The organism is Paenibacillus ehimensis NBRC 15659 (assembly GCF_004000785.1).
Taxonomy (GTDB): Bacteria; Bacillota; Bacilli; order Paenibacillales; family NBRC-103111; genus Paenibacillus_G; species Paenibacillus_G ehimensis.
Genome location: NZ_BILX01000100.1, coordinates 1 through 21,161, shown reverse-complemented (window position 1 = coordinate 21,161; position 21,161 = coordinate 1). Strand labels below are relative to the sequence as shown.

General features: G+C 57.0%; 25 protein-coding genes. 4 read left to right on the top strand and 21 right to left on the bottom strand.

The window, feature by feature from the left end:
* The 15 genes from PEH01S_RS31265 to PEH01S_RS31195 form a co-directional block, all read right to left on the bottom strand.
* Positions 1–200, bottom strand: a 200-nt coding sequence (locus tag PEH01S_RS31265; RefSeq protein WP_164828103.1) for a S1 RNA-binding domain-containing protein, incomplete at its 3' end; no start/stop codon positions are given.
* Positions 197–544 carry a ribosome silencing factor gene (gene rsfS, locus PEH01S_RS31260; RefSeq protein ID WP_036677024.1) on the bottom strand — a complete coding sequence of 116 codons (348 nt, stop codon included), beginning with the start codon at positions 542–544 and terminating at the stop codon, positions 197–199. The genes PEH01S_RS31265 and rsfS, both read right to left, overlap by 4 nt.
* A gap of 22 nt (positions 545–566) precedes the next feature.
* Positions 567–1,148: a bis(5'-nucleosyl)-tetraphosphatase (symmetrical) YqeK gene (gene yqeK, locus PEH01S_RS31255; protein WP_025851347.1), complete on the bottom strand. Its 582-nt coding sequence runs from the start codon at positions 1,146–1,148 to the stop codon at positions 567–569.
* Complete coding sequence (locus tag PEH01S_RS31250; protein WP_127490112.1) at positions 1,138–1,725, bottom strand: nicotinate-nucleotide adenylyltransferase; 588 nt, start codon at positions 1,723–1,725, stop codon at positions 1,138–1,140. Before PEH01S_RS31250 ends, yqeK begins: the two co-directional genes overlap by 11 nt.
* A 49-nt stretch (positions 1,726–1,774) precedes the next feature.
* The gene (gene yhbY, locus PEH01S_RS31245) at positions 1,775–2,068 is read right to left on the bottom strand and encodes a ribosome assembly RNA-binding protein YhbY (protein ID WP_025851350.1); all 294 of its coding nucleotides are present in this window, start codon (positions 2,066–2,068) and stop codon (positions 1,775–1,777) included.
* Positions 2,069–2,491: 423 nt separating this feature from the next.
* Complete coding sequence (locus PEH01S_RS31240; protein ID WP_127490110.1) at positions 2,492–3,361, bottom strand: shikimate dehydrogenase; 870 nt, start codon at positions 3,359–3,361, stop codon at positions 2,492–2,494.
* Between the two features lie 24 nt (positions 3,362–3,385).
* Positions 3,386–4,513, bottom strand: a complete 1,128-nt coding sequence (gene yqeH, locus PEH01S_RS31235) for a ribosome biogenesis GTPase YqeH (RefSeq protein WP_127490107.1) — start codon at positions 4,511–4,513, stop codon at positions 3,386–3,388.
* Positions 4,514–4,520: 7 nt separating this feature from the next.
* The gene (locus PEH01S_RS31230) at positions 4,521–5,036 is read right to left on the bottom strand and encodes a YqeG family HAD IIIA-type phosphatase (protein ID WP_407669514.1); all 516 of its coding nucleotides are present in this window, start codon (positions 5,034–5,036) and stop codon (positions 4,521–4,523) included.
* Positions 5,037–5,145: 109 nt separating this feature from the next.
* Positions 5,146–7,371: a transglutaminase TgpA family protein gene (locus PEH01S_RS31225; RefSeq protein WP_127490105.1), complete on the bottom strand. Its 2,226-nt coding sequence runs from the start codon at positions 7,369–7,371 to the stop codon at positions 5,146–5,148.
* Complete coding sequence (locus PEH01S_RS31220; protein WP_246063116.1) at positions 7,368–8,612, bottom strand: DUF58 domain-containing protein; 1,245 nt, start codon at positions 8,610–8,612, stop codon at positions 7,368–7,370. Before PEH01S_RS31220 ends, PEH01S_RS31225 begins: the two co-directional genes overlap by 4 nt.
* 2 nt (positions 8,613–8,614) lie before the next feature.
* Entirely contained in the window at positions 8,615–9,574 is a 960-nt protein-coding gene (locus tag PEH01S_RS31215) for an AAA family ATPase (RefSeq protein ID WP_127490103.1), read from the bottom strand.
* A 229-nt stretch (positions 9,575–9,803) separates the two neighbouring features.
* On the bottom strand, positions 9,804–10,169 hold the full coding sequence (gene spoVAE / locus PEH01S_RS31210) for a stage V sporulation protein AE (protein WP_025851361.1): 366 nt from the start codon (positions 10,167–10,169) through the stop codon (positions 9,804–9,806).
* An 11-nt stretch (positions 10,170–10,180) separates the two neighbouring features.
* Positions 10,181–11,194: a stage V sporulation protein AD gene (gene spoVAD, locus PEH01S_RS31205; protein WP_127490101.1), complete on the bottom strand. Its 1,014-nt coding sequence runs from the start codon at positions 11,192–11,194 to the stop codon at positions 10,181–10,183.
* A 1-nt stretch (position 11,195) separates the two neighbouring features.
* The gene (gene spoVAC / locus PEH01S_RS31200; RefSeq protein ID WP_025851363.1) at positions 11,196–11,675 is read right to left on the bottom strand and encodes a stage V sporulation protein AC; all 480 of its coding nucleotides are present in this window, start codon (positions 11,673–11,675) and stop codon (positions 11,196–11,198) included.
* A 23-nt stretch (positions 11,676–11,698) separates the two neighbouring features.
* The gene (locus tag PEH01S_RS31195; protein WP_407669511.1) at positions 11,699–12,559 is read right to left on the bottom strand and encodes a DUF421 domain-containing protein; all 861 of its coding nucleotides are present in this window, start codon (positions 12,557–12,559) and stop codon (positions 11,699–11,701) included.
* Positions 12,560–12,716: 157 nt separating this feature from the next.
* Between PEH01S_RS31195 and PEH01S_RS31190 the strand changes: the two genes are divergently transcribed.
* Together PEH01S_RS31190 and PEH01S_RS31185 are read left to right on the top strand one after the other, a co-directional pair.
* The gene (locus tag PEH01S_RS31190; protein ID WP_025851366.1) at positions 12,717–12,923 is read left to right on the top strand and encodes a DUF1657 domain-containing protein; all 207 of its coding nucleotides are present in this window, start codon (positions 12,717–12,719) and stop codon (positions 12,921–12,923) included.
* A gap of 348 nt (positions 12,924–13,271) precedes the next feature.
* Positions 13,272–14,534, top strand: coding sequence for a glucuronate isomerase (locus tag PEH01S_RS31185; protein ID WP_127490099.1), 1,263 nt, complete (start codon positions 13,272–13,274; stop codon positions 14,532–14,534).
* Positions 14,535–14,602: 68 nt separating this feature from the next.
* On the opposite strand, the gene PEH01S_RS31180 is transcribed toward PEH01S_RS31185, so the two are convergent.
* Positions 14,603–15,466: a CorA family divalent cation transporter gene (locus PEH01S_RS31180; protein ID WP_127490096.1), complete on the bottom strand. Its 864-nt coding sequence runs from the start codon at positions 15,464–15,466 to the stop codon at positions 14,603–14,605.
* A 156-nt stretch (positions 15,467–15,622) separates the two neighbouring features.
* On the opposite strand from PEH01S_RS31180, the gene PEH01S_RS31175 reads away from it, so the two are divergent.
* Positions 15,623–15,787, top strand: a complete 165-nt coding sequence (locus tag PEH01S_RS31175) for a DUF1328 domain-containing protein (RefSeq protein ID WP_025851371.1) — start codon at positions 15,623–15,625, stop codon at positions 15,785–15,787.
* 522 nt (positions 15,788–16,309) lie between these two features.
* On the opposite strand, the gene PEH01S_RS31170 is transcribed toward PEH01S_RS31175, so the two are convergent.
* From PEH01S_RS31170 to PEH01S_RS36310, 3 genes are all read right to left on the bottom strand, one after another.
* Positions 16,310–16,816 (bottom strand): L,D-transpeptidase, encoded by a 507-nt coding sequence (locus tag PEH01S_RS31170; protein ID WP_127490089.1) that lies wholly within the window; start codon positions 16,814–16,816, stop codon positions 16,310–16,312.
* A gap of 95 nt (positions 16,817–16,911) precedes the next feature.
* Positions 16,912–17,634: a Crp/Fnr family transcriptional regulator gene (locus PEH01S_RS31165; RefSeq protein ID WP_025851373.1), complete on the bottom strand. Its 723-nt coding sequence runs from the start codon at positions 17,632–17,634 to the stop codon at positions 16,912–16,914.
* Between the two features lie 99 nt (positions 17,635–17,733).
* Positions 17,734–18,111, bottom strand: coding sequence for a hypothetical protein (locus tag PEH01S_RS36310; protein WP_456320098.1), 378 nt, complete (start codon positions 18,109–18,111; stop codon positions 17,734–17,736).
* A 242-nt stretch (positions 18,112–18,353) separates the two neighbouring features.
* Between PEH01S_RS36310 and PEH01S_RS31150 the strand changes: the two genes are divergently transcribed.
* Positions 18,354–19,439, top strand: coding sequence for a hypothetical protein (locus PEH01S_RS31150; RefSeq protein ID WP_127490088.1), 1,086 nt, complete (start codon positions 18,354–18,356; stop codon positions 19,437–19,439).
* A gap of 120 nt (positions 19,440–19,559) precedes the next feature.
* Here the strand turns inward: PEH01S_RS31150 and pfkB are convergent, their stop codons facing one another.
* Positions 19,560–20,492 carry a 1-phosphofructokinase gene (pfkB, locus tag PEH01S_RS31145; RefSeq protein ID WP_025851377.1) on the bottom strand — a complete coding sequence of 311 codons (933 nt, stop codon included), beginning with the start codon at positions 20,490–20,492 and terminating at the stop codon, positions 19,560–19,562.
* A partial coding sequence (locus tag PEH01S_RS31140) for a class II fructose-bisphosphate aldolase (RefSeq protein ID WP_025851378.1) occupies positions 20,489–21,161 on the bottom strand: 673 nt, incomplete at its 5' end. The genes pfkB and PEH01S_RS31140, both read right to left, overlap by 4 nt.

Sequence of the window (21,161 nt, the reverse complement as noted above, 5' to 3'; positions counted from 1 at the left end):
GGCTTGCGCATCGTGGCCGCCAGCCGGTCCTCGGTATCGTGAAACAGGAATACCTCGACCTGCTCCCCCGGCTTCACTTCCCCGGCGGCTTCGCTGTAATGGAGCAGCACGTCCTGCGTGCCGTCCGTCAAAAAATAGCCGTGCGGCGATACTTCCCGCGCTACGTCCAAACGGCGGATCGTTCCGGCCTCCAGCTTCATACCCGTTCGACCACTTTCGCGTCGGACCACAGCCGCTCGATGTTGTAATATTCGCGGTCGTCACGGTGAAACACGTGGACGACGACGTCGCCCAGGTCGACAAGCACCCAACGGGCCGTGTCCATGCCTTCGAGTCCGCGGATCCGTGCGCCGCGCTCTTCCGAACGTTTCTTAATCTCGGTCGCGATCGCTTGTACCTGCGTTTCGGAATTGCCGTGGCAAATGACGAAGTAATCCGCAATCAAAGAAATCCCGCGCAGGTTTAATGCCGTTACGTCCATCGCTTTCTTGTCTTCGGCCGCATCGACCACGAGCTTCATAAGCTCATCCGGTTGAATGGTCATATCGTTTCCTCCTGTAAGTGAATCATACCGATTCTCCCCGCTCCTCCAGCTCCCGGATGAGTCCGTTGCGAGCTTCGAAGGTCAGCGGATAAATTCGCTTGCCCTTATCCAATAAAAAACGGATCGTTCCGTCAAATCCGGTTATAAGTGCCTTCTCTAAACTATGTTCGGCGTTTTGGCGAATATTATGCACGCCCGGAAAATCCCGGCCCGGCTCCATGTAATCCGCCAGGCAAACGACCTTGTCAAGCAGCGTCATCCGCGCGCGCCCCGAGGTGTGATAACGTATCGCATCCAATACTTCCTCGTCGCTTACGCCGTACTGCTCCCGGGCGATCCAAGCGCCCGCATGGGCATGCCACAGCTCTTTGTCGTAGTCGAGCAAATCCTGAGGCAGTCCGTTCTCGCGGATGATGCGAGCTTGCTCGTCCACGCGCCAATATTTGCAGACATCGTGGAGAATGGCGGCCAGCTCGGCTTTGTCCGGATCCGCCCCGTAGCGCTCCGCCAGCCGGATCGCCGTTTCCATGACGCCAAGCGTATGGTTCCAGCGCTTCTCCGGCATCTGGGAGCGAACCGATTCGATCATTTCCTCACGCTTCATACAAACGGTTCACCTCGATATAATGATTTACCCGATCCGGGACCATGTAACGCACCGGCCGTCCCGAAGCCCGCCGCTGCCGGATTAACGTGGACGACAGCTCGATTTGCGGCATCGGCACAAGCTTCACCGCCTGCCGGATGGCATCGGGAAGCCCCTCATAGCCCGTTTCATAGCCGGGTCGCTGCAACCCGGCGAAAGTAACGAGCCGGACCAGCTCGTCGATCTTATACCACTTCGGCAAATATCGAACCATATCGGCCCCGATAATATAGGTAAACCGATAACCGGGATGCTGCGCCCGAAGCATCGTTACCGTCTCGATGCTGTAGGAGACCCCGCCTTTGCGCAGTTCCATATCCGAAGCCCGGAAGTGCGGGTGCCCTTCGACGGCAAGCTCGACCATCTCCAGCCGCTGCCGCGGGGAAGCCCCGGGCGCCTGTTCTTTATGCGGAGGAACGTTCGTCGGCATAAACCATACTTCGTCGAGTTCGAGCCTCTCGCATACGTTTTGGGCGGCAATCAAATGCCCGATATGTACGGGGTCGAAGGTGCCGCCCATCAAGCCGACCTTCATCCGGCATCCCCCTCTTTTTAGCTGAAATGCCCCTTCCGCCGCCGCTGGCTCAAACCGGAAGCTCGATCGTTTTGTGCTCGCGGGATTCCTTGTAGAGCACGATGATTTTGCCGATCACTTGAACCAGCTCCGCGCCGGCGCCTTGCGCCAGCTGCTCGGCCACTTCGCTCCGGTCCTCCATACAGTTGTTGAGCACCGTTACTTTGATCAGCTCGCGCACTTCCAGCGCCTCGCTGATGTGCCGGAGCAGATGGTCGTTGACGCCGCCTTTGCCGACCTGAAAGATCGGGTTCATGTGATGCGCCAACGAGCGTAAATACCGTTTCTGTTTGCCTGTTAACATCGTTGTTGTTGATCCTCCTCAAGTAAATACCCTCCTAAATCCTCCCTACAAGGGAGGACCCCAAAGGGCTTCGCCCTCTGGACACCCGAAAGGAGCGTGCCTGCTGCGGGGCCGGCGTTGAAGGGACGTTGGCGCAGGAACGCTTTCGTCCCTTCGGGACACGCTCGCATGCGGCGTTCTCTCCCTGCGTTATGCCCGGGGTGCGCTGTGTTGCGTCGTGCGGTTATGGTTCGACTGCGGGGAAGGAGCCGCCTCATGACGCTGTCATGAAGCTCTTGGTCGGCGCAAGTCGCAAACCGGGGCCGTCAGGGGCTCATGACCTTGTCATGAAGCTCCCTGTACGGCGAAAACTCCAAAACCCCAACAAACCCATTTTCCACATCCGTGCCTAATCCATACGTAGGCGCTTAAAACAATTTGCAATCAATGCTCCGACTCCGAAAAAGATTGTTCCACCACTTCGCGCATGGCGGCGATCGGCGCGGGCTGGCCGGTCCAATATTCGAAGGCGTAGGCGCCCTGGTAAATGAACATGCCGAGGCCGCTGTGAATGACGGCGCCGCGCTGGTCGCGGGCCTCGCGCAGGAAACGGGTGATCAGCGGGTTGTACACCAGATCGCTGACGACCGTTTCGGGACGAATCAGCGAGATGTCCATCGGCACCTCGTCCACGTTCGGATGCATGCCGAGCAGCGTGTTGTTGACGACCAACGCGGCCTCTCCGGCCAGCTTCGGAATCTCGTCCAGGCCGTGGCCGGAGACGCTGCCGAATTCGCTCATCGATGAGGCCAAGTCCAACGCCTTCTCCTTCGTGCGGTTCGCGATGTAGATATGCTCCGCGCCTTCGCGGGCCAGCGCGTAGCCGACGCCGCGGGCCGCGCCCCCGGCGCCGATCATCAGCACCTTGCGCCCCTTCAGCGAGATGCCCGTCTCTTCGCGGAGCGAGCGCATATAGCCGATGCCGTCGGTATTATAGCCGATCAGGCGGCCGCCTTCGTTGACGATGGTGTTCACCGCTCCGATGGCGCGTGCCCCTTCGTCGATCTCGTCCAAATAGGACATGACCTCGACCTTGTGCGGAATCGTCACGTTGACCCCGCGGAATTGCAGCGCCCGGATGCCGGCGACCGCGTCCTTCAACGTTCCGGGCAGGATATGAAACGCTCCGTACGCCGCATTGAGTCCCGCCGCTTCGAATGCCCGGTTCAGCATGATCGGCGATTTGGAATGCCGGATCGGATCGCCGAACACTCCGTACAAAATCGTGTGGCTGTCCAATTTATGCTTGCTCATTCTAGTCCGTTCCTCCCGCTCCAGCTAAATGACCGATTCCCGAACCGCAACCTTTACGCCTTTGGGCACGTGAATGACCAGATCCGCCCCGGCGGCGCCGTTTACTTTGATCCAGCCGAGCCCCGAGACTGAAACGTCCAGATTCGCGTTCTTCGGAATACGGATTTGATGCTTGGTCAGCTTGGGCAGCTCCTCCAGCTCTTCCCGGCTTGGCGGCGACAGAAGCACGCCGCGGTGCTCCTCGTACAGCTCGTCCGCCCGCTCCAGCTTCGTACGGTGGGCCTCAAGCGCGTTGGATACGTAGAACGTGAACGATTGCCGCTCGCCCTGCACAAAATCGAAGCGCGCCAAGCTGCCGAAGAAGATCGTCTGCCGGTCGTTCAACTGGAATACCAGCGGCTTGATCGGCCTGTCCGGCATCACCTTCATCAAATCCTTCTTGCTGACAAGCTCCGTCAGACGATGCTTGTACACGATGCCGGGCGTATCGATGATCGAGGCGCCATCGTCCAGCGGAATGCGCACGAGATCGAGCGTCGTACCCGGATATTGCGAAACCGTCAGCTCGGCGTCCAAATCGCTGTAATCGCGAATAAGCCGGTTGATGAGCGTCGATTTGCCGACGTTCGTCGCCCCGACGACATAGATGTCGCGCCCTTTGCGGTGCAGCTCCAACGCTTCGATGACCCGCTCGAAGCCCATATTTTTTTTCGCCGAGCACAGGACGACCTCCACGACTCTTAGTCCCGCTTCCTTCGCCTGTCTCTGCACCCAGTTCACGATCCGGTTGTAGTTCGTCACTTTGGGAAGCAGATCGATTTTGTTCACGACCAGAATGACCGGATTGGTTCCGACAAAACGGGCCAGACCGGAAATCATGCTGCCCTCGAAATCGAAAATATCGACAATGTTCACGACCAGCGAGTCGGTCCCTCCCACATGGGTGAGAAGCCGCAGAAAATCGTCCTGATTAAGCGTAATGCCCGAAGCTTCATTGTAGTTTTTGATGCGGAAACACCGCTGGCAAATGACCGGTGTGCGCGCAAGCGCTTGAGCCGGGACATAGCCGAGCTGATCCGGCTGCTCCGTTTGGAGCGCCACGCCGCAGCCCGCACAGCGGTCGGTTTCGGAGTGTTGATTGTGGGCCGTCATACGTTCCCTACCTTTTCATTATAGTTAATGCGGCCTTTTCGATCCTTCGGTTTACCTTCGTAAAAAAGCCCTCGTCCGCAAGAGAGATCGGATGGACGAGGATGGTATAAAGCCCCATCCGGTTGCCTCCCAGCACGTCGGTCAGCATCTGATCCCCGATCACCACCGTCTGCTGCGCCCGCAGATTCATGATGCTCATGGCTCGCCGGAACGCTGCGCTTGTCGGTTTACGGGCGCGATAAATGAAAGGCAGGGACAGCGGCTCGGCGAACTTGGTTACCCGGGTGCGCTGGTTGTTCGACACAATGACGACTTGAAAGCCGATCTGTCCCACGACCTTCAGCCAATCCAGCAACTCCGGCGTGGCAAGAGGCGCTTTCGCTCCTACCAGCGTATTGTCCAAGTCCGTTATGATGCCGCGGTATCCCTGCTCCCATAACGCTTGAAGATCTATGTCAAATATCGTGTTGACTTGTTGACGCGGAATCAGCTTTTTCAGCAAAGCGTTCACCTCGAAAGACATTAGGCTGTATACGTCAAACTATACCATAACTGTCCATTTTGTTGCAAAATGGCGAACAAAAAAAGCAAACCGCCCTCCGCCAAGGCGCGGTTTGCCGATCGTTCAACATTTACATCTGCGAACGCAAGCGTTCGACGATTTGATTCGTTTTTCTCCAGTCTTCCTCCGTGATCTCCGCTTTTCCGTACTTCGCCTTCTCGAACACGTGGAGCACGGCTTCCAGCTCTTCGCTCATCCACCGGCTCTGCCGGGACCAGCGGCGCACCGCTTCGCGCAGCGTCTCGTGCTCCTCGCGCACATACCCGTTGCGCCGGAAAATGCGCAGCAGGCGTTCGCATTCCACAATTACCTTCTGCTTCAGCAGCGAGGCCCGGCGGCGGCGCGCGCGTTCCTTCAGCAGCTCGACAACCTGCAGCTTCCAGGCAAGGAGTGCAGCGACGGCGATCACGGCGGCAGCGATGGTCCATCCTGCCACATGATGCGTTTCGACGGCCGGCTCTTGCGGCTTCTGCTCAGGCTGCGGCGCAGATTGAGGTTCCACCGGCGCAGCCGTCGTTTCTTCCAGCAGAACGGCGCGCGGCATCGCGAAGCCTGCCGTCGGCTCGAACGGGAGCCATCCGTAGCCGTCGAAATAAACCTCGACCCAGGAGTGGGCGTCGGAGTTGCGTACCGTGTAGACCCCGCCGCCATCCGGATCCATCAGCAGCTCGTTGGGGGCAAAGCCCTGCAGCTCCTGCGGCTGGAATTCCGGCGTCCCTGACGCATAGCCTTTGACCCAGCGCGCCGGCAGCCCGATCGAGCGGGACAGAACGACCATCGCGGTAGAGTAATAATCGCAATAGCCTTCTTTAATCTCAAACAGGAACCGGTCCACAAAATCCCGGCTTTGGCCCTTGCTGAGGTCGGGTTTGTTCGTATATGGAAAGCTCGTCTGCAAGTACCGCTCCAGCTTCTTCGCTTTGTCGTACGGGCTGGCCGCATCCTTCGTCAGATCCGCGGCCAGCTTGCGGACCCGCTCCGGCACGCTGCCCGGCAGCTGGACGAATTCCGCCATGTCCTGCCTCAGCGGCGCAAGAGGCAGCTTCCGCAGCGCTTCTTCGTTCACAACCGGCATTTGCGAAACGAGCGTATACGTTTGCGGATACGGTTGGCGCTCGCTGTAGCGGATCTCGGATTGCGAAGCCGACCATTGCAGCGGCTGGAAGCCGTTTTTGGCGCCGTTCAGCCCCATTACTTTCTGGATGGAATAAGCCCCGAACAATACGGGATACTGCTGCTCCGACAGCAGCGTGACGGTTTGCTTCACCTCCACGGTATTCGCCTTGGAGCCGGCTAACCGGACGTCCGCCGGAAGCGGAGCTTCGGGCCTGATCGCGTTCCACGGACCGCGCCGTTCGCTGTCGCTTTCCTCCCAGCCTTTGCCGGTATAATGCGAGCGCGTCTCGCCCCGCCAATAAGCGCGGTGATTCGTTTCCACCTTCATGACCGGCGTATAGTCGAACCGGAAGCCGCCTCCCAGATTCGCATCGCTCCGGCTGTAGCCCGACGAGGTATCCATCGCCTCGCTGGGGGGCACTTGAACGCCTTTCCCCGTCGTGAAGGCCATCGGCTCCCCCCGGGATGCGCGCCAAGCGGTATACGGGTCGGTCAGCATCGGACCGACCTCGGGCATAAGCGATCCGGCCAGCACCGTCACCCCGATCAATGAGGCGACCGTTATGGCGATGGAAGCAGGGTATTCCGCCAAATGCCGCCAAGCGGCCGGGTCTTTGCGCCGCAGCTGCGCGAAATGATTAAGAATAAGCAGCAGCAGCCCGCAGCCGACGATAACGGCCACCTGAGGCCACAGAAAGATGGACGAGAACGAATCGCGGATGCAGAGCGCAAGCACGCTGGCCACCAGCAGGATATATACCCGCCACTTGACCTCGACCCACCAAATGACGGTCACGTAAACGACCCAGGCGCCCATGCCGAACCACAAATACGGCGTAAGCTCGTACAGGTTCAAGAACAGCTTCGAACTCAAAAAGCTGGACGCCTTCATCGGCTCGATCACTCCAAACCGTTCGAGCACGAGCACGTTGATAACCACGACGGAGACAAGCTGCAATAGGCCGCGAACGATCCAATGCAGCCGCGTCGCATGCTCGAACACGAAAACGGCCAGTAGGGTCAGCTTCACGATGACGACCGTCTCCGGAAGCCAGAGGCCGTCTTCTTTGGCGAACCAGAACACGAACTGGAGCAAAATCAAGCCGGACAACAGCACCGACAAGCGGTGCGGCCAATCGTCCCACAGCAGACGCCCAAGCCACATTCGCTGCTGCTTCATCCCTTCCGACCTCCCAACAGCCCGGGCAGCTCCGACAGCTGCCTTACCGCATAACAGGGAACGCCCCGCGCATGCAAATCTTTGACCCAGACCTCTTTGCCTCGGGGAGCGCCGATCCAGAGATGGCAAGGATTCATCTGCTGCTGCTTCAGCCAGGCAAGCACCTGCAGCATCGGTTCGCCGGACATCGGGCTGATCACCGTAACGAAGCTGCCGGGCACCAGCTGATGCACCTTGGTTTTGAGCACGTGGCGGATGTCATGGGCGCCGTCGGCCTCCACATCGATGAAATGCTGCTGCGCCGTCTGATACAGCGCTTGCCCGGTCTTGGGCTCAAGATAGACGTCGTCCGCGCCCGTAGAGACGAGCCCGAGCGCAAGCCCCCGTTCCGAGCCGTATTGAAACAAGGACGCGGCTACGGATACGGCCAATTCGAACTGCTCGGGGTCCCCGTAGGCTTGCCCCGCCCGGTCGAGAATCAAGTACGTTTTGGGCAGCGATTCGCGCTCGAATTCCTTCGATTTCCAAGTGCCGGTCTTGGCGGTCGCATTCCAGTGAATGCGGGAGATGCGGTCACCGTAAATATATTCGCGAACCCCGTTGATCTGCGTCGTCTCCCGGACGGCCCGGGTCGTGGACGAGTGGTGGCTCGTTCCTTTTATCATTTGGTTGTACTGCTGCCATTCCCGGATCGGCACGGTCTGCGGCAGCACGGCGATGCTCTGGGGAAGCTCCAGACCGCCCTTGTGCTCGAATAAGCCGAAGACGTCCTCCGTCACGCATTCCGTCTGTCCGAACGTATAGCGTCCCCGGCGCATGGCCGGCGTCCGGTATGCCCATTCCGCGCGCCGCCGCCAGTCGGGCACGACCGTCGCTTCGAACGTCAGCTCGCGCCCGCTTTTGTGGACCAAGCGGTCCTTAATAAACAAATAAGGGATCGGCCATATTCCCGGAATTTGCAGTTGAATCGTTATCCCGAGCGAGCTGCCGGCTGGCAGCAGAGAGCCATAATCGCCGCCCGACAGCGTGCGTACCCCTTGGGTCCGCTTAATGCCGCTCCACTGCCCGAGCAGCAAATATACGCTCAAAATCGTCATCATCACGAACAGCATTAAAGCCAGCTTGCCGCCTTGAAACAGCAAGAAGCCGAGACTTCCTGCAAAAGCCGTCGCCACCGCCCAAAATTTGCGGCCGAACCGCGGCCTGGACGGGAGCCTGTGAGCGAAGGAAGGTTTCATCATGCTCACTTCTCCCAACGTACCGGCACCTTCACCTGCTGCACGACCGATTGCAGAACGGATTGCACCGTAGCCCCCTCCATCCGGGCTTCGGCCGTCAGCAATATCCGGTGGCCGAGCACGTACGGCACCAAAAATTTAATATCGTCCGGGATGACGTAATCCCGCTCCTGAATTAAAGCTAGCGCTTTGGATGCCTGCACGAGCGCAAGCGTCGCCCGCGGACTCGCTCCGAGATAGATCGAGTCATGCTCGCGCGTCAGACGGGTGACGGCGACCAAATAAGCGGCTACCGCTTCATCGAGATGCACCTGCTTGACCTGCTTCTGAATCGCCAAAATCTGCTCGCTGTCTACGACCGGCTCCAGCTCATCAAGCGGATGGACGACGCTTTGCGCCAAAATCATCTTCGTTTCCGTTTCCGCATCCGGGTAGCCGAGGCTGAACTTCATCATAAACCGGTCCAGCTGGGCTTCCGGCAAAATGTACGTACCCTCGAAGTCAATCGGATTTTGCGTGGCCAGCAGCAGGAACGGCTTCGGCAGGTCGTACGTTTCCCCGTCGACCGTCACATGCCGCTCCTCCATCGCTTCGAGCAGCGCCGATTGCGTCTTGGTCGTCGCCCGGTTAATTTCGTCCGCCAGCAAAATATGCGTCATAATCGGTCCGGGACGGAAAATAAACACCTCGTCCTTCGGATGGTAGATCGAAACGCCCGTAATATCGGTAGGAAGAAGGTCGGGATTGCATTGAATACGGCGAAACTGGCCGCGGATCGATTTGGCAAGCGCTTTGATCAGCACCGTCTTGCCGGTGCCCGGCACGTCCTCAAGCAGCACATGGCCTCCTGCCAGCATGGCGGTCATCAGCAGCACAATCTCGTCCGTTTTGCCGAGGATGCAGGATGCCAAGTTCGCTTGTATGCGCTTCAAAGCTTGAATATCTTCTCGTATCATCGTTTCCATCGTCCGGGCCTCCTCGAAATGTTATCGTACAAAGTATATACGTATGAACGGGAAATAAAGTTGTCAAAAAATCAACGCTCAATGAAAAGCAAACGTTTATTCTATATTGTACAGGATACAAAAAACGCAGTACACGTGTAAAACCTATGAATTTCTTTGAAAAAAAGAAAAAAGCCCCGGAATGTTGCCGGGGCGTGCTTGGACGGGCCGGGCCATGACATGGGTCCGCTCAGCCCTGCGGCCTGAATACGAGCGCCGCAAGAAACGAAAAGATGATGGCCGCCGAAACGCCTGCGCTCGTCACCTCGAAGATGCCGGTAATGATGCCGACCACGCCGTGCAATTTCAGCTCGGCTACCGCACCGTGCACGAGCGAATTGCCGAAGCTGGTGATCGGCACGGTCGCCCCGGCCCCGGCAAACTCGATAAAGCGGTCGTACAGGCTTTTGCTGCCGATCGGAATGCCGTCGACAATCGCTCCCGCGACGACCAGCGTGCTCATCGTATGCGCCGGCGTCAGCCGCATCACGTCGATCAGCAGCTGGCCGATCACGCAGATCGCCCCGCCGACGACAAAAGCCCAAACAAACTGCATCCAATCCATGGCTAAACCACCTCGCTTTCGATCGCTACCGCATGGGCGATGCACGGAATGCTTTCCCCTTGCTGGAAGGAAAGCGGGGACAGCAGAGCACCCGTCGCCACAACCAGCACCCGCTTCAGCTCGCCCTTTTTCACCCGTTTCAAAATGTGCCCGTAGGTGACGACAGCGGAGCAGGCGCACCCGCTGCCGCCGGCCTGCACGTTCTGCTTCTCCCGGTCGTACACCATCAGGCCGCAGTCCTTGTAGGTCGTTTGGTGGATCGGCACCTTGTGCTTCTCCAGCAGCTCGCAGGCGATCTCATAGCCGACCTTCGCCAAATCGCCGGTCACGATCAAGTCGTAGTAGCCCGGCTCCCGCTGAAAATCGCGAAAATGCGCCTGCAGCGTATCGACCGCCGCCGGGGCCATCGCGGCCCCCATATTGAACGGGTCCTTGATGCCCATGTCGATGACGCGGCCGATCGTCGCCCCGGTCACCACCGGTCCCGGGCCGTGGTTCCCCAGAACGGCACATGCCGCGCCCGTTACCGTATACTGCGCGGTCGGCGGCTTCTGCGAGCCGTATTCCGTCGGATAGCGGAACTGCTTCTCCGCCGTGGAGTTATGGCTGCAGGTGCCGGCCATCACATGATGGCCGAAGCCGGAATCCACGATCAGCGATGCGACGGCAAGCCCCTCCATCGAAGTCGAGCAGGCGCCGAAGATGCCGAGATACGGGATTTGCATCGTCCGGACCGCAAAGCTGTTGCTGATGATCTGGTTGAGCAGATCGCCGCCGACATAGAACTGGATATGCTCCTTGGTCAACCCGGCATTTTCGATCGCCAGCTTCGCCGCTTCCTCCAGCAGCTTTTTCTCGGCCTTCTCCCAACTGTCCTGCCCAAGCGTCGACTCCGCGTGCACGATGTCGAACTCGTTGCCGAGCGGCCCGTTGCCTTCGTCCGGCCCGACGATCGTTGCCGTCCCCCGGATGACCGGGCGCGTTTTAAATTCCCAGCTTTGGGCTCCCTTCAGCATCTCATTTGACCCCCAATCCGAACAGCCAGTGGATGATGCCGATAATAAAGGCGGATACCGTCCCGTAGACGATAACCGGACCTGCCAGCTTGAACATGTTGCCGCCTACGCCCAGCACGTAGCCTTCGCTTTTATGCTCAAGGGCCGCGGAGCACATCGAATTGGCAAACCCGGTTACGGGAACGGCCGAGCCGGCGCCTGCCCATTGGGCGATTTTGTCGTATACGCCTAAGCAGGTAAGCACCACGGACAGGAAGATCATCACGGCTACCGTCGGGTCTCCGGCCGTTTTTTCCGTAAAGCCGAACCAATAAATGAACGCTTGCGCCACGAACTGCCCGATCAAGCAGATGAGCCCCCCGGCAACAAAAGCGCGAAAGCAGTTTTTGAGCACCGGACGCGCCGGCTCTCTCTTTTTGGCGAACTCCTGGTATTCCTGTTGAGTCCAGGTCAACTTTTTCATTTTGGACTTTGTGCTCATGCTCGCTGTTCCTCCTGATGTTGTTATGTCTTCAGCAGAGGCTCGATCTGCTTCAAGATGCGGTTGGTTTGCTCCGAGCACCTTTCGTACATGCGCTTGGCGCCCCGGTTATCGACGGCGAGAGAATACAGCGCCAAATCCGCTTCGCACTTCTTCAGCGTTGCAAGCAGCAGCGGCTTTTGCGCAGGTTCGGGCACTTGGAGCTTGTCGTCGAATAAATCGACGGTCAATTGACCGGACGAGTCCACCTGGCCGATAAAGACGTTCTCCAAGGTTACGCCTATTTTCTCCAACTCCGTAAAAAGCCATTCCCGGCTTAATCCGGCCGTGGCCAGCGGCTCGTCCATCAGGTTGCCGTCGATAATGACCGTTTGCGGCTCTCTTTCCCGCACCGTCGTAATCCCCAGTTGGGCCGGCGTGACCGGCTGATTTTCCTTTTTAAGCAGCACGCTCAGATCCCCGCTGGCTTCCAGAACGGCAAATTCCACATCCGCTACCCGGAAGACGTTTTTGGCCCGCAGCTGTTCGAGCAATTCGTCGGCGGTGTACCGCTCTTTTTTCAAATTATCCTCGAGAATTTTGCCTTCCTGGATGAAGATCGTTCCTTTTCCCTCGAACCAGTCCCGCATCCACTTGCTTTTCAGCGTCAGCAGCTCAAGCGTGAGCGGAACCGTAAACCAGACGAGAATCGCAACGAAGCCGTGAATAAAAAAAGCGTTGATATCGGTGGACATGAAGCCTGCCAAATCACCGAGCACAATGCCTGTTATGTATTCAAAGAAGGTGAGCTGCGAAATTTGCTTCTTTCCAAGAATGCGGGTCATTAAAAACAAGATGGCAATGGTAAACAGCGACCGGATAATAATCTGTACCCATTCGGCCAAAAGTCTCCCTCCTTCAGGTGTTGTCCAAACTTCCTTAACGGGGCGGCTTTGACAAGTACATTATTCGCCGAAAGAAGCGTTGTTATTTGCAGGTAGTTATTGACATTCATCAGCTTCTTCCCAATCGCGCACATTATCGTTTGTGGAGGTGAGAATGATGACCGTGGCAAACCAAGTGAAAACGACGCTGGCTTCGCTGAAAAGCGCCCAAGCCAGTCTGGAAACGTTCGCGCTGAGCACGCAAAATCAAGAGGCCAAGACGCTGTTCACAAACTGCGCGCAGCAAACCCAGCAAATCGTTGACCAAGTCAGCGCGCGCGTGCAGCAGCTCGAAAACGAGGAACCCCAGTATAAAGGGTTTTAATGCATGACAAAAAACAGCCCGATCCGTTCTATCCAACGGTTTCCGGGCTGTTTTGCTGCGCTTTGTATAGCCGTGCCGGTTTGCATGGGCAGCGGTCTGCATCAGATCAGGACCATCAAAACGATCAGCAGCAATATAAATAAGACCAGAATGAGCAGCAAGGAAGTGAACAATCCCATCGGCATCGCCCCTATCCGAATGGTTTGCAATCGTCCCTTCATGCTATGCCCGGTGAAAATAAATGGCACGGACAACAGCCCATCTCTATCCTAAAGTTAAAATAAGTGCTATAATAAACCCATTGTTCACGTGAACATTTAATCGATTTTCGGGAGGATTACCGATATCATGACGATTGCAACCAAGGAGCAGTTGAACGCCTTTGTGACCGAAACGGTGCGCACCACCCCGGTCACCGATATTCATACCCACCTGTTTGCCGAATCGTTCGGAGACCTGCTGCTGTGGGGAGTAGACGAGCTGCTGACGTACCATTATCTGATCGCCGAAACGTTCCGCTTCCGTCCGGATTTGTCTTACGACGCTTTCTGGCAGCTGTCTAAACGGGAGCAGGCCGATTTGATCTGGCAGACGCTGTTTATCGACCATTCGCCTTACAGCGAAGCGTGCCGCGGCGTCGTCACGGTATTGAACCGGCTCGGCTTCGATCTGTCGAAGCGCGACCTGGAGGAGTACCGCGCGTATTTTCGCAGCATCAGCGCCGGCGACTATATCGACCGCATTTTGAAGCTGGCGAACGTGAAAACGGTCGTAATGACCAACGATCCGTTCGATGCTTACGAGCGCGGGAAATGGGATTCCGGCGCAGAGCAGGATCCCCGCTTCCTGGCCGCGCTGCGAGTCGATCCGCTGCTTAACTTGTGGGACAGCTCCTGGAGCAAGCTCAAAGAGCAGGGCTACGAGGTCAGCGCGGACTTGTCCGGCGTCACGCTCGCCGAAATCCGCCGCTTCCTGAAGGATTGGATTGCCCGGATGAATCCGCTGTATATGGCCGTTTCGCTGCCGAACGATTTTGCGTATCCGGAAGATTCCGTCCGTGTCCGCATCATCGACGAGTGTATCGTACCGGTGGCTCGGGAAGCGGGAATTCCGTTTGCGATGATGATCGGCGTGAAGCGCAAAGTGAACCCTTCTTTGAAAGATGCGGGCGACAGCCTTGGCAAAAGCGACATCGGCGCGGTCGAGCGGATCGTCAGCAAATATCAGGACGTGAAATTTCTGGTCACGATGCTGTCCCGGGAAAACCAGCACGAGCTGGCCGTTACCGCGCGGAAAAACCGCAACCTGCTCGTATTCGGCTGCTGGTGGTTCCTGAATAACCCCAGTTTGATCGAGGAGATTACGCGGATGCGGCTTGAGCTGCTTGGCGGCAGCGTCATTCCGCAGCACTCGGATTGCCGTATTCTGGACCAGCTCTTGTACAAATGGGACCACTCGCGCGCGATTATCGGCAAAGTGCTCTGCGACAAATACGGCGATCTGTTCGACGCCGGCTGGCGGCTGGAGGAAGAGGAGATTCGCCGCGATATCGAGGATCTGCTCGGCGGCGTATTCTGGAAGTTTCTCGGCAAGCCGGACCCTGCGGCCTAATTTCTTGTTATTCGATCCATACTAAGAGCCGGCCTTCTGCGCAGCGCAGGGGCCGTCTTTCGCGTTCGTCAGACAATGTTGGAATCTTTGTTCTTCCCTTTCAACAAATCGCCGGTCCAGCCTTTCCAATGCATCCAGAAGTATACGGCCAAGGTCAGCAGGACAATGGCGGAGATGGCAAGCGCATAGCCGAACGGCAGCTCCAGCTCCGGCATATGCTTGAAATTCATGCCCCAGATGGAGCCGAATACGGTAGCCGGGGTGCAGATGACGGAAAAGACGGTGAGCGTCTTCATAATTTCGTTGCCCCGGTAGGTCGCGATATTGTTGTCGATATTCAGCAGGATGTCCAGCTCCGTGCGATAGCGGTTCAGCCGGGAATGCAGCCTTTGGAGCAGCAATTCGTTATTGTCGTACTCGTGGCAGGGGCTGTCTTCCGCCCACCCTTTGGCGGCTGCGTGAAACTCTTCGAGCGGCTGAAGAATGCGGTGCCAATCCAGCACTTCATACTGAAGGTCCATAATTTCATCCAGCACCTTTGAATCGTTGCTGCGTTTCATCCGGCCCTCCAGCTCCTCCAGCTTCCATTCCAGCTCTTCCATCTGCGACAAAAAGGTCAGCGCCACTTCCCCGATCAGCATGCAGAACCCCTGCAGCGCCGTCCGGCATCGATCCATGCATGAGAGTATATGCTTCTCCTGTTCGTCGTCAAACGGATAGAGCCCTTCTTGAAGGGTCAACAGCTCTGATTCGTCGACCCGGTAAAACATTTTTTGCTGGCCGTTCTCGGGATGCAGCGAATAGACGATAAATCCTTGCAGCAGCTTCGTATTCCCCCCGGAGCGAACCCGGGGAATCCCGGCGTCCTCGCAGGTTGTCATCAACGTCCATGACCATCTGGCGTTTGGAAACCGAACGGTACGCTGGTCCATAAAGCTTCCTCCATTCCGGCAAGCGTTCTTGCTTCCTCATTAACCCCTTCCCCTGCAGCCGAAACCGGCGTTGATTCAGGCGGAGACGAGCCGGGTAAGGAAAGCATGAAACGAGAAACGGACTTACGGTCCGCTGGACAAAGGAGGCGAACATCCATGCTATACTGGTCGTTAGTTTTTCTCGTCGTTGCCGTGATCGCCGGTATTTTCGGATTTTTCGGCATTGCCAGCGCAGCGGCGGGAGTCGCCAAAGTATTGTTCATTATTTTCCTGATCTTGTTCGTAGTCACGCTGCTGATGGGCCGGCGGACGAAGGTATAGCGCAAGTCCTTCAGCCGGTTGTTCGGGCAGACGGTATGACAAAAAGCTTCCGTGCCTTAAGGGCGGGAAGCTTTTTGGTATGTCAGGAGGACGGCGGTATGCCTGAAGCGGCCGTTGGCGGTTAGCCGTCAGGTGTTTTTTGTTTCTGCTTTAGTAAATGCAAGCGCTGCTGCAAACGTAACGTACAGCCATGGAGCAACGGAAAAATCCGCGCGATCCATCGGATGGAAAACCGGAAAAAGGACCCCTTGCGGAGTCCTTTCCAACGGTGAACGATTTTGGTCTTTTGCCTTGAACCTCGCCTAAAGCTCGGGTCTTACCTCATTCACGATCGCAGTACGTGTACTACTCTAACGTGTCTTTGGCACATCCCTCCGCTTCTATCTCGATTCGGAAGCAATATCCCCGGTATTTCTCGTTGAACTGTTCAACGGAACCACACCTCTCTTTTCACCGTTGATTGTAGCATGTGCCGCCCGCGACCTTTTTATTCAATTCCTTTAAAAAAGTTGGCCGGCCGGTTCAATCCCGGATAACGACCACCGTACCGAGCGGGATGTGGCGGTACAGCCACTCGACGTCTTTATTGTGCATACGGACGCAGCCCGACGAAGCGCTGCTGCCGATCGAATAGGGACGGTTCGTTCCGTGAATGCCGTAACGGTACCCTCCCGAGCCCGGAACATTGATTCCCATCCACCGGGTCCCCAGCGGATTTCGCGGATCCCCTCCGGGAATTTGCTTTCGCACGTACCACGGCTTCACGATTTTGGTCACGATATGAAACGTCCCTGTCGGCGTCAGGCTTCCCGTCCGTCCTGTCGCAACGGCAAAGCGGTATGCCGCCCTCCCGTTCACCATGACGCTCAACTGATTTGACGATTTATCGATTAATAAATATACGCCTTCCTCCTCCAGACCGGCCGGAGGCGACGTCTCTGCCGGAGGTGCAGGGGCCGCGCCGAGTGCGCCTCCTGCCGGCCAAGCGCCGATCAAAAGGATCAGGAGAAAAAAGGATACTCTCAACATCCATCATCCTTACTCTACCGATGAAGTCACACGCCGTTTTAGTGTGCTCCAACACGCAAGCCGCCTATTCGCCCGTCACAGGCCTCTCCCCTGCGTCAGATCCGGCATACGCCGAGCGGACACTCCGCGCAGCGGACCATCGCCTGGAAGAAAGGCAAATTGGTGACCACGAATCTTCCGCCCTCTAATTCAATGGCCCCGGCTGCTTTATATTCGCTAAGCATCCGATTGACTCCCTCCCGGGTCGAACCGATCATGTTCGCCAGATCGGTATGCGTCAACTTGATTGTGATACGAATCCCCCGTTCGTCCTTTTCGCCGTAAGAGTTGGTCAGGCGGATCAAGGTGGATGCGAGCGCGCCATTCTTGCCGAACAGCAGCAAATCCCGGAATTTGGACTGCATAAATTGCTGCATCTGGCCCATCCATTTGAATAGCTGCAGCGCCATATCGCCGTGCCTCCAGATGAGGACTTCCAAGTCTTTAAGCAGAATGACGCCAAGCGACGCGTCCTCCATCACGATGCCGTCATATCCGTAAGATTGCGGTTCGCCGCTTCCGAACTCGCCGAACAGATCGCCAGGCTGCGCCACTTGCAGAATGAACGCTTTGCCGTCCTCCGTCGTTTTGCTCAGCTTCACCGTACCCCCGTGAACATAGTACAGCCGATCCGCCGTATCCCCTTCCCAAAACAAATAGTTCCCCTCTGCCGCTTGTTTCGGGTACATGATCTGCGTAAGCCGTTCCATGTTTTCATCCGACAAAAACTGCGGAATATGATGAGCGGCTTCCGGCGTCGTTCGGTTTGCGTTTCCCATATACACCATCCTTATCCAGGAAATCTCCCGACTCCTTATGATAATGATGGTACCAGATCATTATTAGATAAATGTTAGAATTCATTTAGGCATTTGTTTTTATTTGCGGACCATCGTAGCGAGCGTCAATGCAGGCTGCCTTTGCGCAAGCCGGAGGGCGGACAGCCGAACCTTTTCTTGAAGGCCCGTTCGAAATGCGTCAGCGTATTGAAGACGGAAGCGTGGCACACCTCCGTCACCGGCAGGTCGCTTGCGGCCAGCGGGGGGCAAGCACGATTTCAAAAACTTCAACAGCCGCTCCTCGCGGAAATGAGGCGTATCCAGCTCGTCGGTCAGCTTGCTCCCCTTTTGCGCCAGCTGCTCCTCGAAGATAGACGTCAGCTCCTCCAGCTTCTCTTTGGAAAACAACTGCTTGCGGTGAAGCAGATAGCCGTTCTCGGCATAAAACGAAACCTCGTCCCGGGTTAACAGACTCATGAGTAAACCGCCCTCCTGTTTCGCGTACGGATATATTCCGACTATAGGCAGTCGGGGACGGAATTGGCTTATCATTTATTACGGAGAAGTACGCATATCTTCCGATGGCATAATGAAAATTTTACAAAAATGAACCTAAAGCTTGAAACTTTTTGAGCCTCGGCTGCGTCTTAAGAAACAGGTTGACAGTTAATGGTCTTTTTTCCATGGACAAAAACAAATTCGGGAGGTACTCCAAGAAGATGAAGAAACGAACCGTCATCTCGGCGGCATTGGCCATGCAGCTTTTCTTATGCACCGGGGCCTTCGCTTACCAGAGCGAATTCACGAATTCCAAGGCGGCGAACGCGGATTTGCCGGCCAAAGCAAAACTGGAAGCCTATAAAGTGGGGAAGGACTTCTTGACGACAATGGTTCGCCCCGAGTGGACCAAAGAACAGATCCAAGCGTTTCAAAGACAGAGCATTTTCCGCAACATTCCCGCTCTGGCTTTTCAAACCGATGCCTCCGATGCTTTGAAGCCCAAGGTCATCATGACCAGTCTGCCTGGGGTAAAGGTCGATCTGAATACCGGAGGAGAGGATGCGGGAGACGAAATCATCGTTTCGATTCTGGGCGGAGACCGGCTGAATCCGGACAAATCGTACACGTTATACACAGGGTGGAGCTCTCGGGAAGGCAGCGATAAGCCGAGCCTGACCCTGCACTCGCTGCAAAGATTCGGCCAGCCCGGAGGCACAATCAACGATTTGTCCGATACCAAGGATCAGCTCGCCCGGATCGAGTGGAAGCAGGTCAGCGAGACAAACCCGAATTTCAAGGTGGCTCCGGCCGAGCTCTCTGCTTCTTTTCCATCCCATTCGGATGAAAAAAACATTAAAAAAGTCAAAGGCGAATATCCGAACATTTACTCTAAGGAAACATTGGAGCAATACCGGAAGGGCGCAGCGCAGCGGGTGCAAAGCTTGTCGGAGCAAAGCATGTGGCGATTTGCCGCTACCTTTAAGAAAGCCACCAACCTGGATCCGAAAAAACTGGCCGAGCAATATAAGCTAAAAATCTCCCAGGTTTATGCCATCGGAACGACGGCGGACGGGAAGGAATATACGGTGACCTGGTTTGGTGACGACATCAAAGACTTGTCGCTGCTCGAAGACAACCCCAGGTTCGTGAAATTCCACATCACCGAAATCGAAGGCCGGGCCGGCGGCGATTCGCTGCAAAGCTTAAGCCTCAGCCCGAGCGTCAGTCTGGTCGAGGCAGAGGATAAAGATCGGCAGCCGACAGGAATTTACTGGTTGGACCAACTTTATTCTGCCTCGAAGTAACAGGTTGTTCATCCTTGAGTTGATTGACCATATAAAAAAGGAGCCACGAAGTGACTCCCGCGCATACTAAAGGGCAGGCCGATCGATGTCGGTCCTGCCCTTTTTATGAACGTGCTGCCGCTACCCGTCAACTCGCTCCACGACGACTTCGCCGAGCAGCCGCTTAACGTCCTCGTGCTCGACGTAGCCCGCCCGAGGCGTCAACGCATTGGCCGTCCCGGAAGCGGTGGCCAGTCGGAGGCACTCCTCGACGGGAAGCCCTTGAGCTGTACCGATGGCCATGCCGGCCACGTAAGCGTCGCCGCAGCCGACCGCATTCACCGCCTCGACTTTCGGGGCGTATACCCGGAAGCAGACGCCGTGAAAAGCGGCCAGCGAGCCTTGTGCTCCCATCGATACGCTGATGCAAGGAACACCCGCCTCGTTCAGCCGCAGCAAGCCTTGCTTTAACGCGTGTGCGTCCTTGATCGAATGGCCGAGCCATTGCGCCACTTCATCCTCGTTTGGCTTGATGAAGTAAGGCTTCGCTTCTGCGCCCCGCAGCAGCGCTTCCCCGCTCGTATCCAAAAATACGACGGCGCCCCGACTTTGAGCGCTCCCGATCAATTCCGCATAAAAGGACTTGGGCACGCCGGCCGGAAGCGAGCCGCTGAAAGCGACAACCTTCGCCCGTGCGGCAAGCAGCGCAAGCTTTTGCCGCATCGCTTCCATTTCTTGGCCGGCGATCGTCGGTCCCGGCTCCAGCAGTTCCGTCGACACGCCGTCTTGATCCATAATGTTCAGGCAGATACGGGATTCGCCCTCGATCTTCACGAAGTCGTGCGCAATGCCCTGCCGCGTCAAGCCGCGTTCGATAAAATCGCCGTTGCTGCCGCCGGCAAATCCGGTCGCCAGCACGGGAACGCCTTGCTGCGCGATGACGCGGGCGACATTGATCCCTTTGCCTCCCGGCTCCGCATACACGCGGTCCACCCGGGAGACTTGACCTGCGGCCAGCGCAGGCAAATGATACGTCTTGTCGATGGCCGCGTTCAAGGTGACGGTGACGATCATCGCAGGTCTCCGGCTTTGCCGATGCAGCCGACCATCCGCATTTTTTCAATTGCCGCTTCTTTTACGGCCTTCTTGGCCGGAATCATATATTTGCGCGGGTCGTTCTCCTGCGGATTGTCCGCGAACACGGCTTTGATCGCGTCGGAGAAGACGATGCGGATCTCGGTGGCGATGTTCATTTTGGCCATGCCAAGCGAGACGCAGCGCTTCACCTGCTCCTCCGGAATGCCGGAGCCGCCGTGCAGCACGAGCGGCAGCGGGACGAGGTCGGCAATGCGCCGGATGCGGTCAAAATCAATCTTCGGCTCGCCTTTGTAAATGCCGTGAGCCGTACCGATCGCAGGCGCCAGCGTATGAACGCCGGTCCGCTCGACGAACTCGGCGCACTCCTGCGGGTCGGCCATCAGCGCTTCGTGTTCGGCCACGACGATATCGTCCTCCACTCCGCCCACTTTGCCGAGCTCGGCTTCGACGTTGACCCCGGCAGCGCGCGCCACTTCCACGACCTGCTTCGTCAAACGCACGTTGTCTTCGAAAGGCAACATCGAGGCGTCGATCATCACCGACGTGTATCCGGCCCGAATGCACTGCACGATCGTTGCAAAGTCCGTACAATGGTCCAGATGAAGCGAGATCGGCACCCGGGAACGGTTGGCCGCAACGGCGGCC

What these genes read in the sequence shown, in the direction of transcription:
- PEH01S_RS31215 (WP_127490103.1), bottom strand. Translation starts at nt 9,574, where the DNA reads ATGGAAACGATGATACGAGAAGATATTCAAGCTTTGAAGCGCATACAA.
- PEH01S_RS31225 (WP_127490105.1), bottom strand. Translation starts at nt 7,371, where the DNA reads ATGAAGCAGCAGCGAATGTGGCTTGGGCGTCTGCTGTGGGACGATTGG.
- PEH01S_RS31190 (WP_025851366.1), top strand. Translation starts at nt 12,717, where the DNA reads ATGACCGTGGCAAACCAAGTGAAAACGACGCTGGCTTCGCTGAAAAGC.
- yqeK (WP_025851347.1), bottom strand. Translation starts at nt 1,148, where the DNA reads ATGAAGCGTGAGGAAATGATCGAATCGGTTCGCTCCCAGATGCCGGAG.
- PEH01S_RS31175 (WP_025851371.1), top strand. Translation starts at nt 15,623, where the DNA reads ATGCTATACTGGTCGTTAGTTTTTCTCGTCGTTGCCGTGATCGCCGGT.
- rsfS (WP_036677024.1), bottom strand. Translation starts at nt 544, where the DNA reads ATGACCATTCAACCGGATGAGCTTATGAAGCTCGTGGTCGATGCGGCC.
- spoVAD (WP_127490101.1), bottom strand. Translation starts at nt 11,194, where the DNA reads ATGCTGAAGGGAGCCCAAAGCTGGGAATTTAAAACGCGCCCGGTCATC.
- PEH01S_RS36310 (WP_456320098.1), bottom strand. Translation starts at nt 18,111, where the DNA reads ATGAGTCTGTTAACCCGGGACGAGGTTTCGTTTTATGCCGAGAACGGC.
- PEH01S_RS31185 (WP_127490099.1), top strand. Translation starts at nt 13,272, where the DNA reads ATGACGATTGCAACCAAGGAGCAGTTGAACGCCTTTGTGACCGAAACG.
- PEH01S_RS31180 (WP_127490096.1), bottom strand. Translation starts at nt 15,466, where the DNA reads ATGGACCAGCGTACCGTTCGGTTTCCAAACGCCAGATGGTCATGGACG.
- PEH01S_RS31150 (WP_127490088.1), top strand. Translation starts at nt 18,354, where the DNA reads ATGAAGAAACGAACCGTCATCTCGGCGGCATTGGCCATGCAGCTTTTC.
- yhbY (WP_025851350.1), bottom strand. Translation starts at nt 2,068, where the DNA reads ATGTTAACAGGCAAACAGAAACGGTATTTACGCTCGTTGGCGCATCAC.
- PEH01S_RS31220 (WP_246063116.1), bottom strand. Translation starts at nt 8,612, where the DNA reads ATGATGAAACCTTCCTTCGCTCACAGGCTCCCGTCCAGGCCGCGGTTC.
- spoVAC (WP_025851363.1), bottom strand. Translation starts at nt 11,675, where the DNA reads ATGAGCACAAAGTCCAAAATGAAAAAGTTGACCTGGACTCAACAGGAA.
- PEH01S_RS31230 (WP_407669514.1), bottom strand. Translation starts at nt 5,036, where the DNA reads ATGTCTTTCGAGGTGAACGCTTTGCTGAAAAAGCTGATTCCGCGTCAA.
- pfkB (WP_025851377.1), bottom strand. Translation starts at nt 20,492, where the DNA reads ATGATCGTCACCGTCACCTTGAACGCGGCCATCGACAAGACGTATCAT.
- PEH01S_RS31240 (WP_127490110.1), bottom strand. Translation starts at nt 3,361, where the DNA reads ATGAGCAAGCATAAATTGGACAGCCACACGATTTTGTACGGAGTGTTC.
- PEH01S_RS31170 (WP_127490089.1), bottom strand. Translation starts at nt 16,816, where the DNA reads ATGTTGAGAGTATCCTTTTTTCTCCTGATCCTTTTGATCGGCGCTTGG.
- PEH01S_RS31165 (WP_025851373.1), bottom strand. Translation starts at nt 17,634, where the DNA reads ATGGGAAACGCAAACCGAACGACGCCGGAAGCCGCTCATCATATTCCG.
- yqeH (WP_127490107.1), bottom strand. Translation starts at nt 4,513, where the DNA reads ATGACGGCCCACAATCAACACTCCGAAACCGACCGCTGTGCGGGCTGC.
- spoVAE (WP_025851361.1), bottom strand. Translation starts at nt 10,169, where the DNA reads ATGCAGTTTGTTTGGGCTTTTGTCGTCGGCGGGGCGATCTGCGTGATC.
- PEH01S_RS31250 (WP_127490112.1), bottom strand. Translation starts at nt 1,725, where the DNA reads ATGAAGGTCGGCTTGATGGGCGGCACCTTCGACCCCGTACATATCGGG.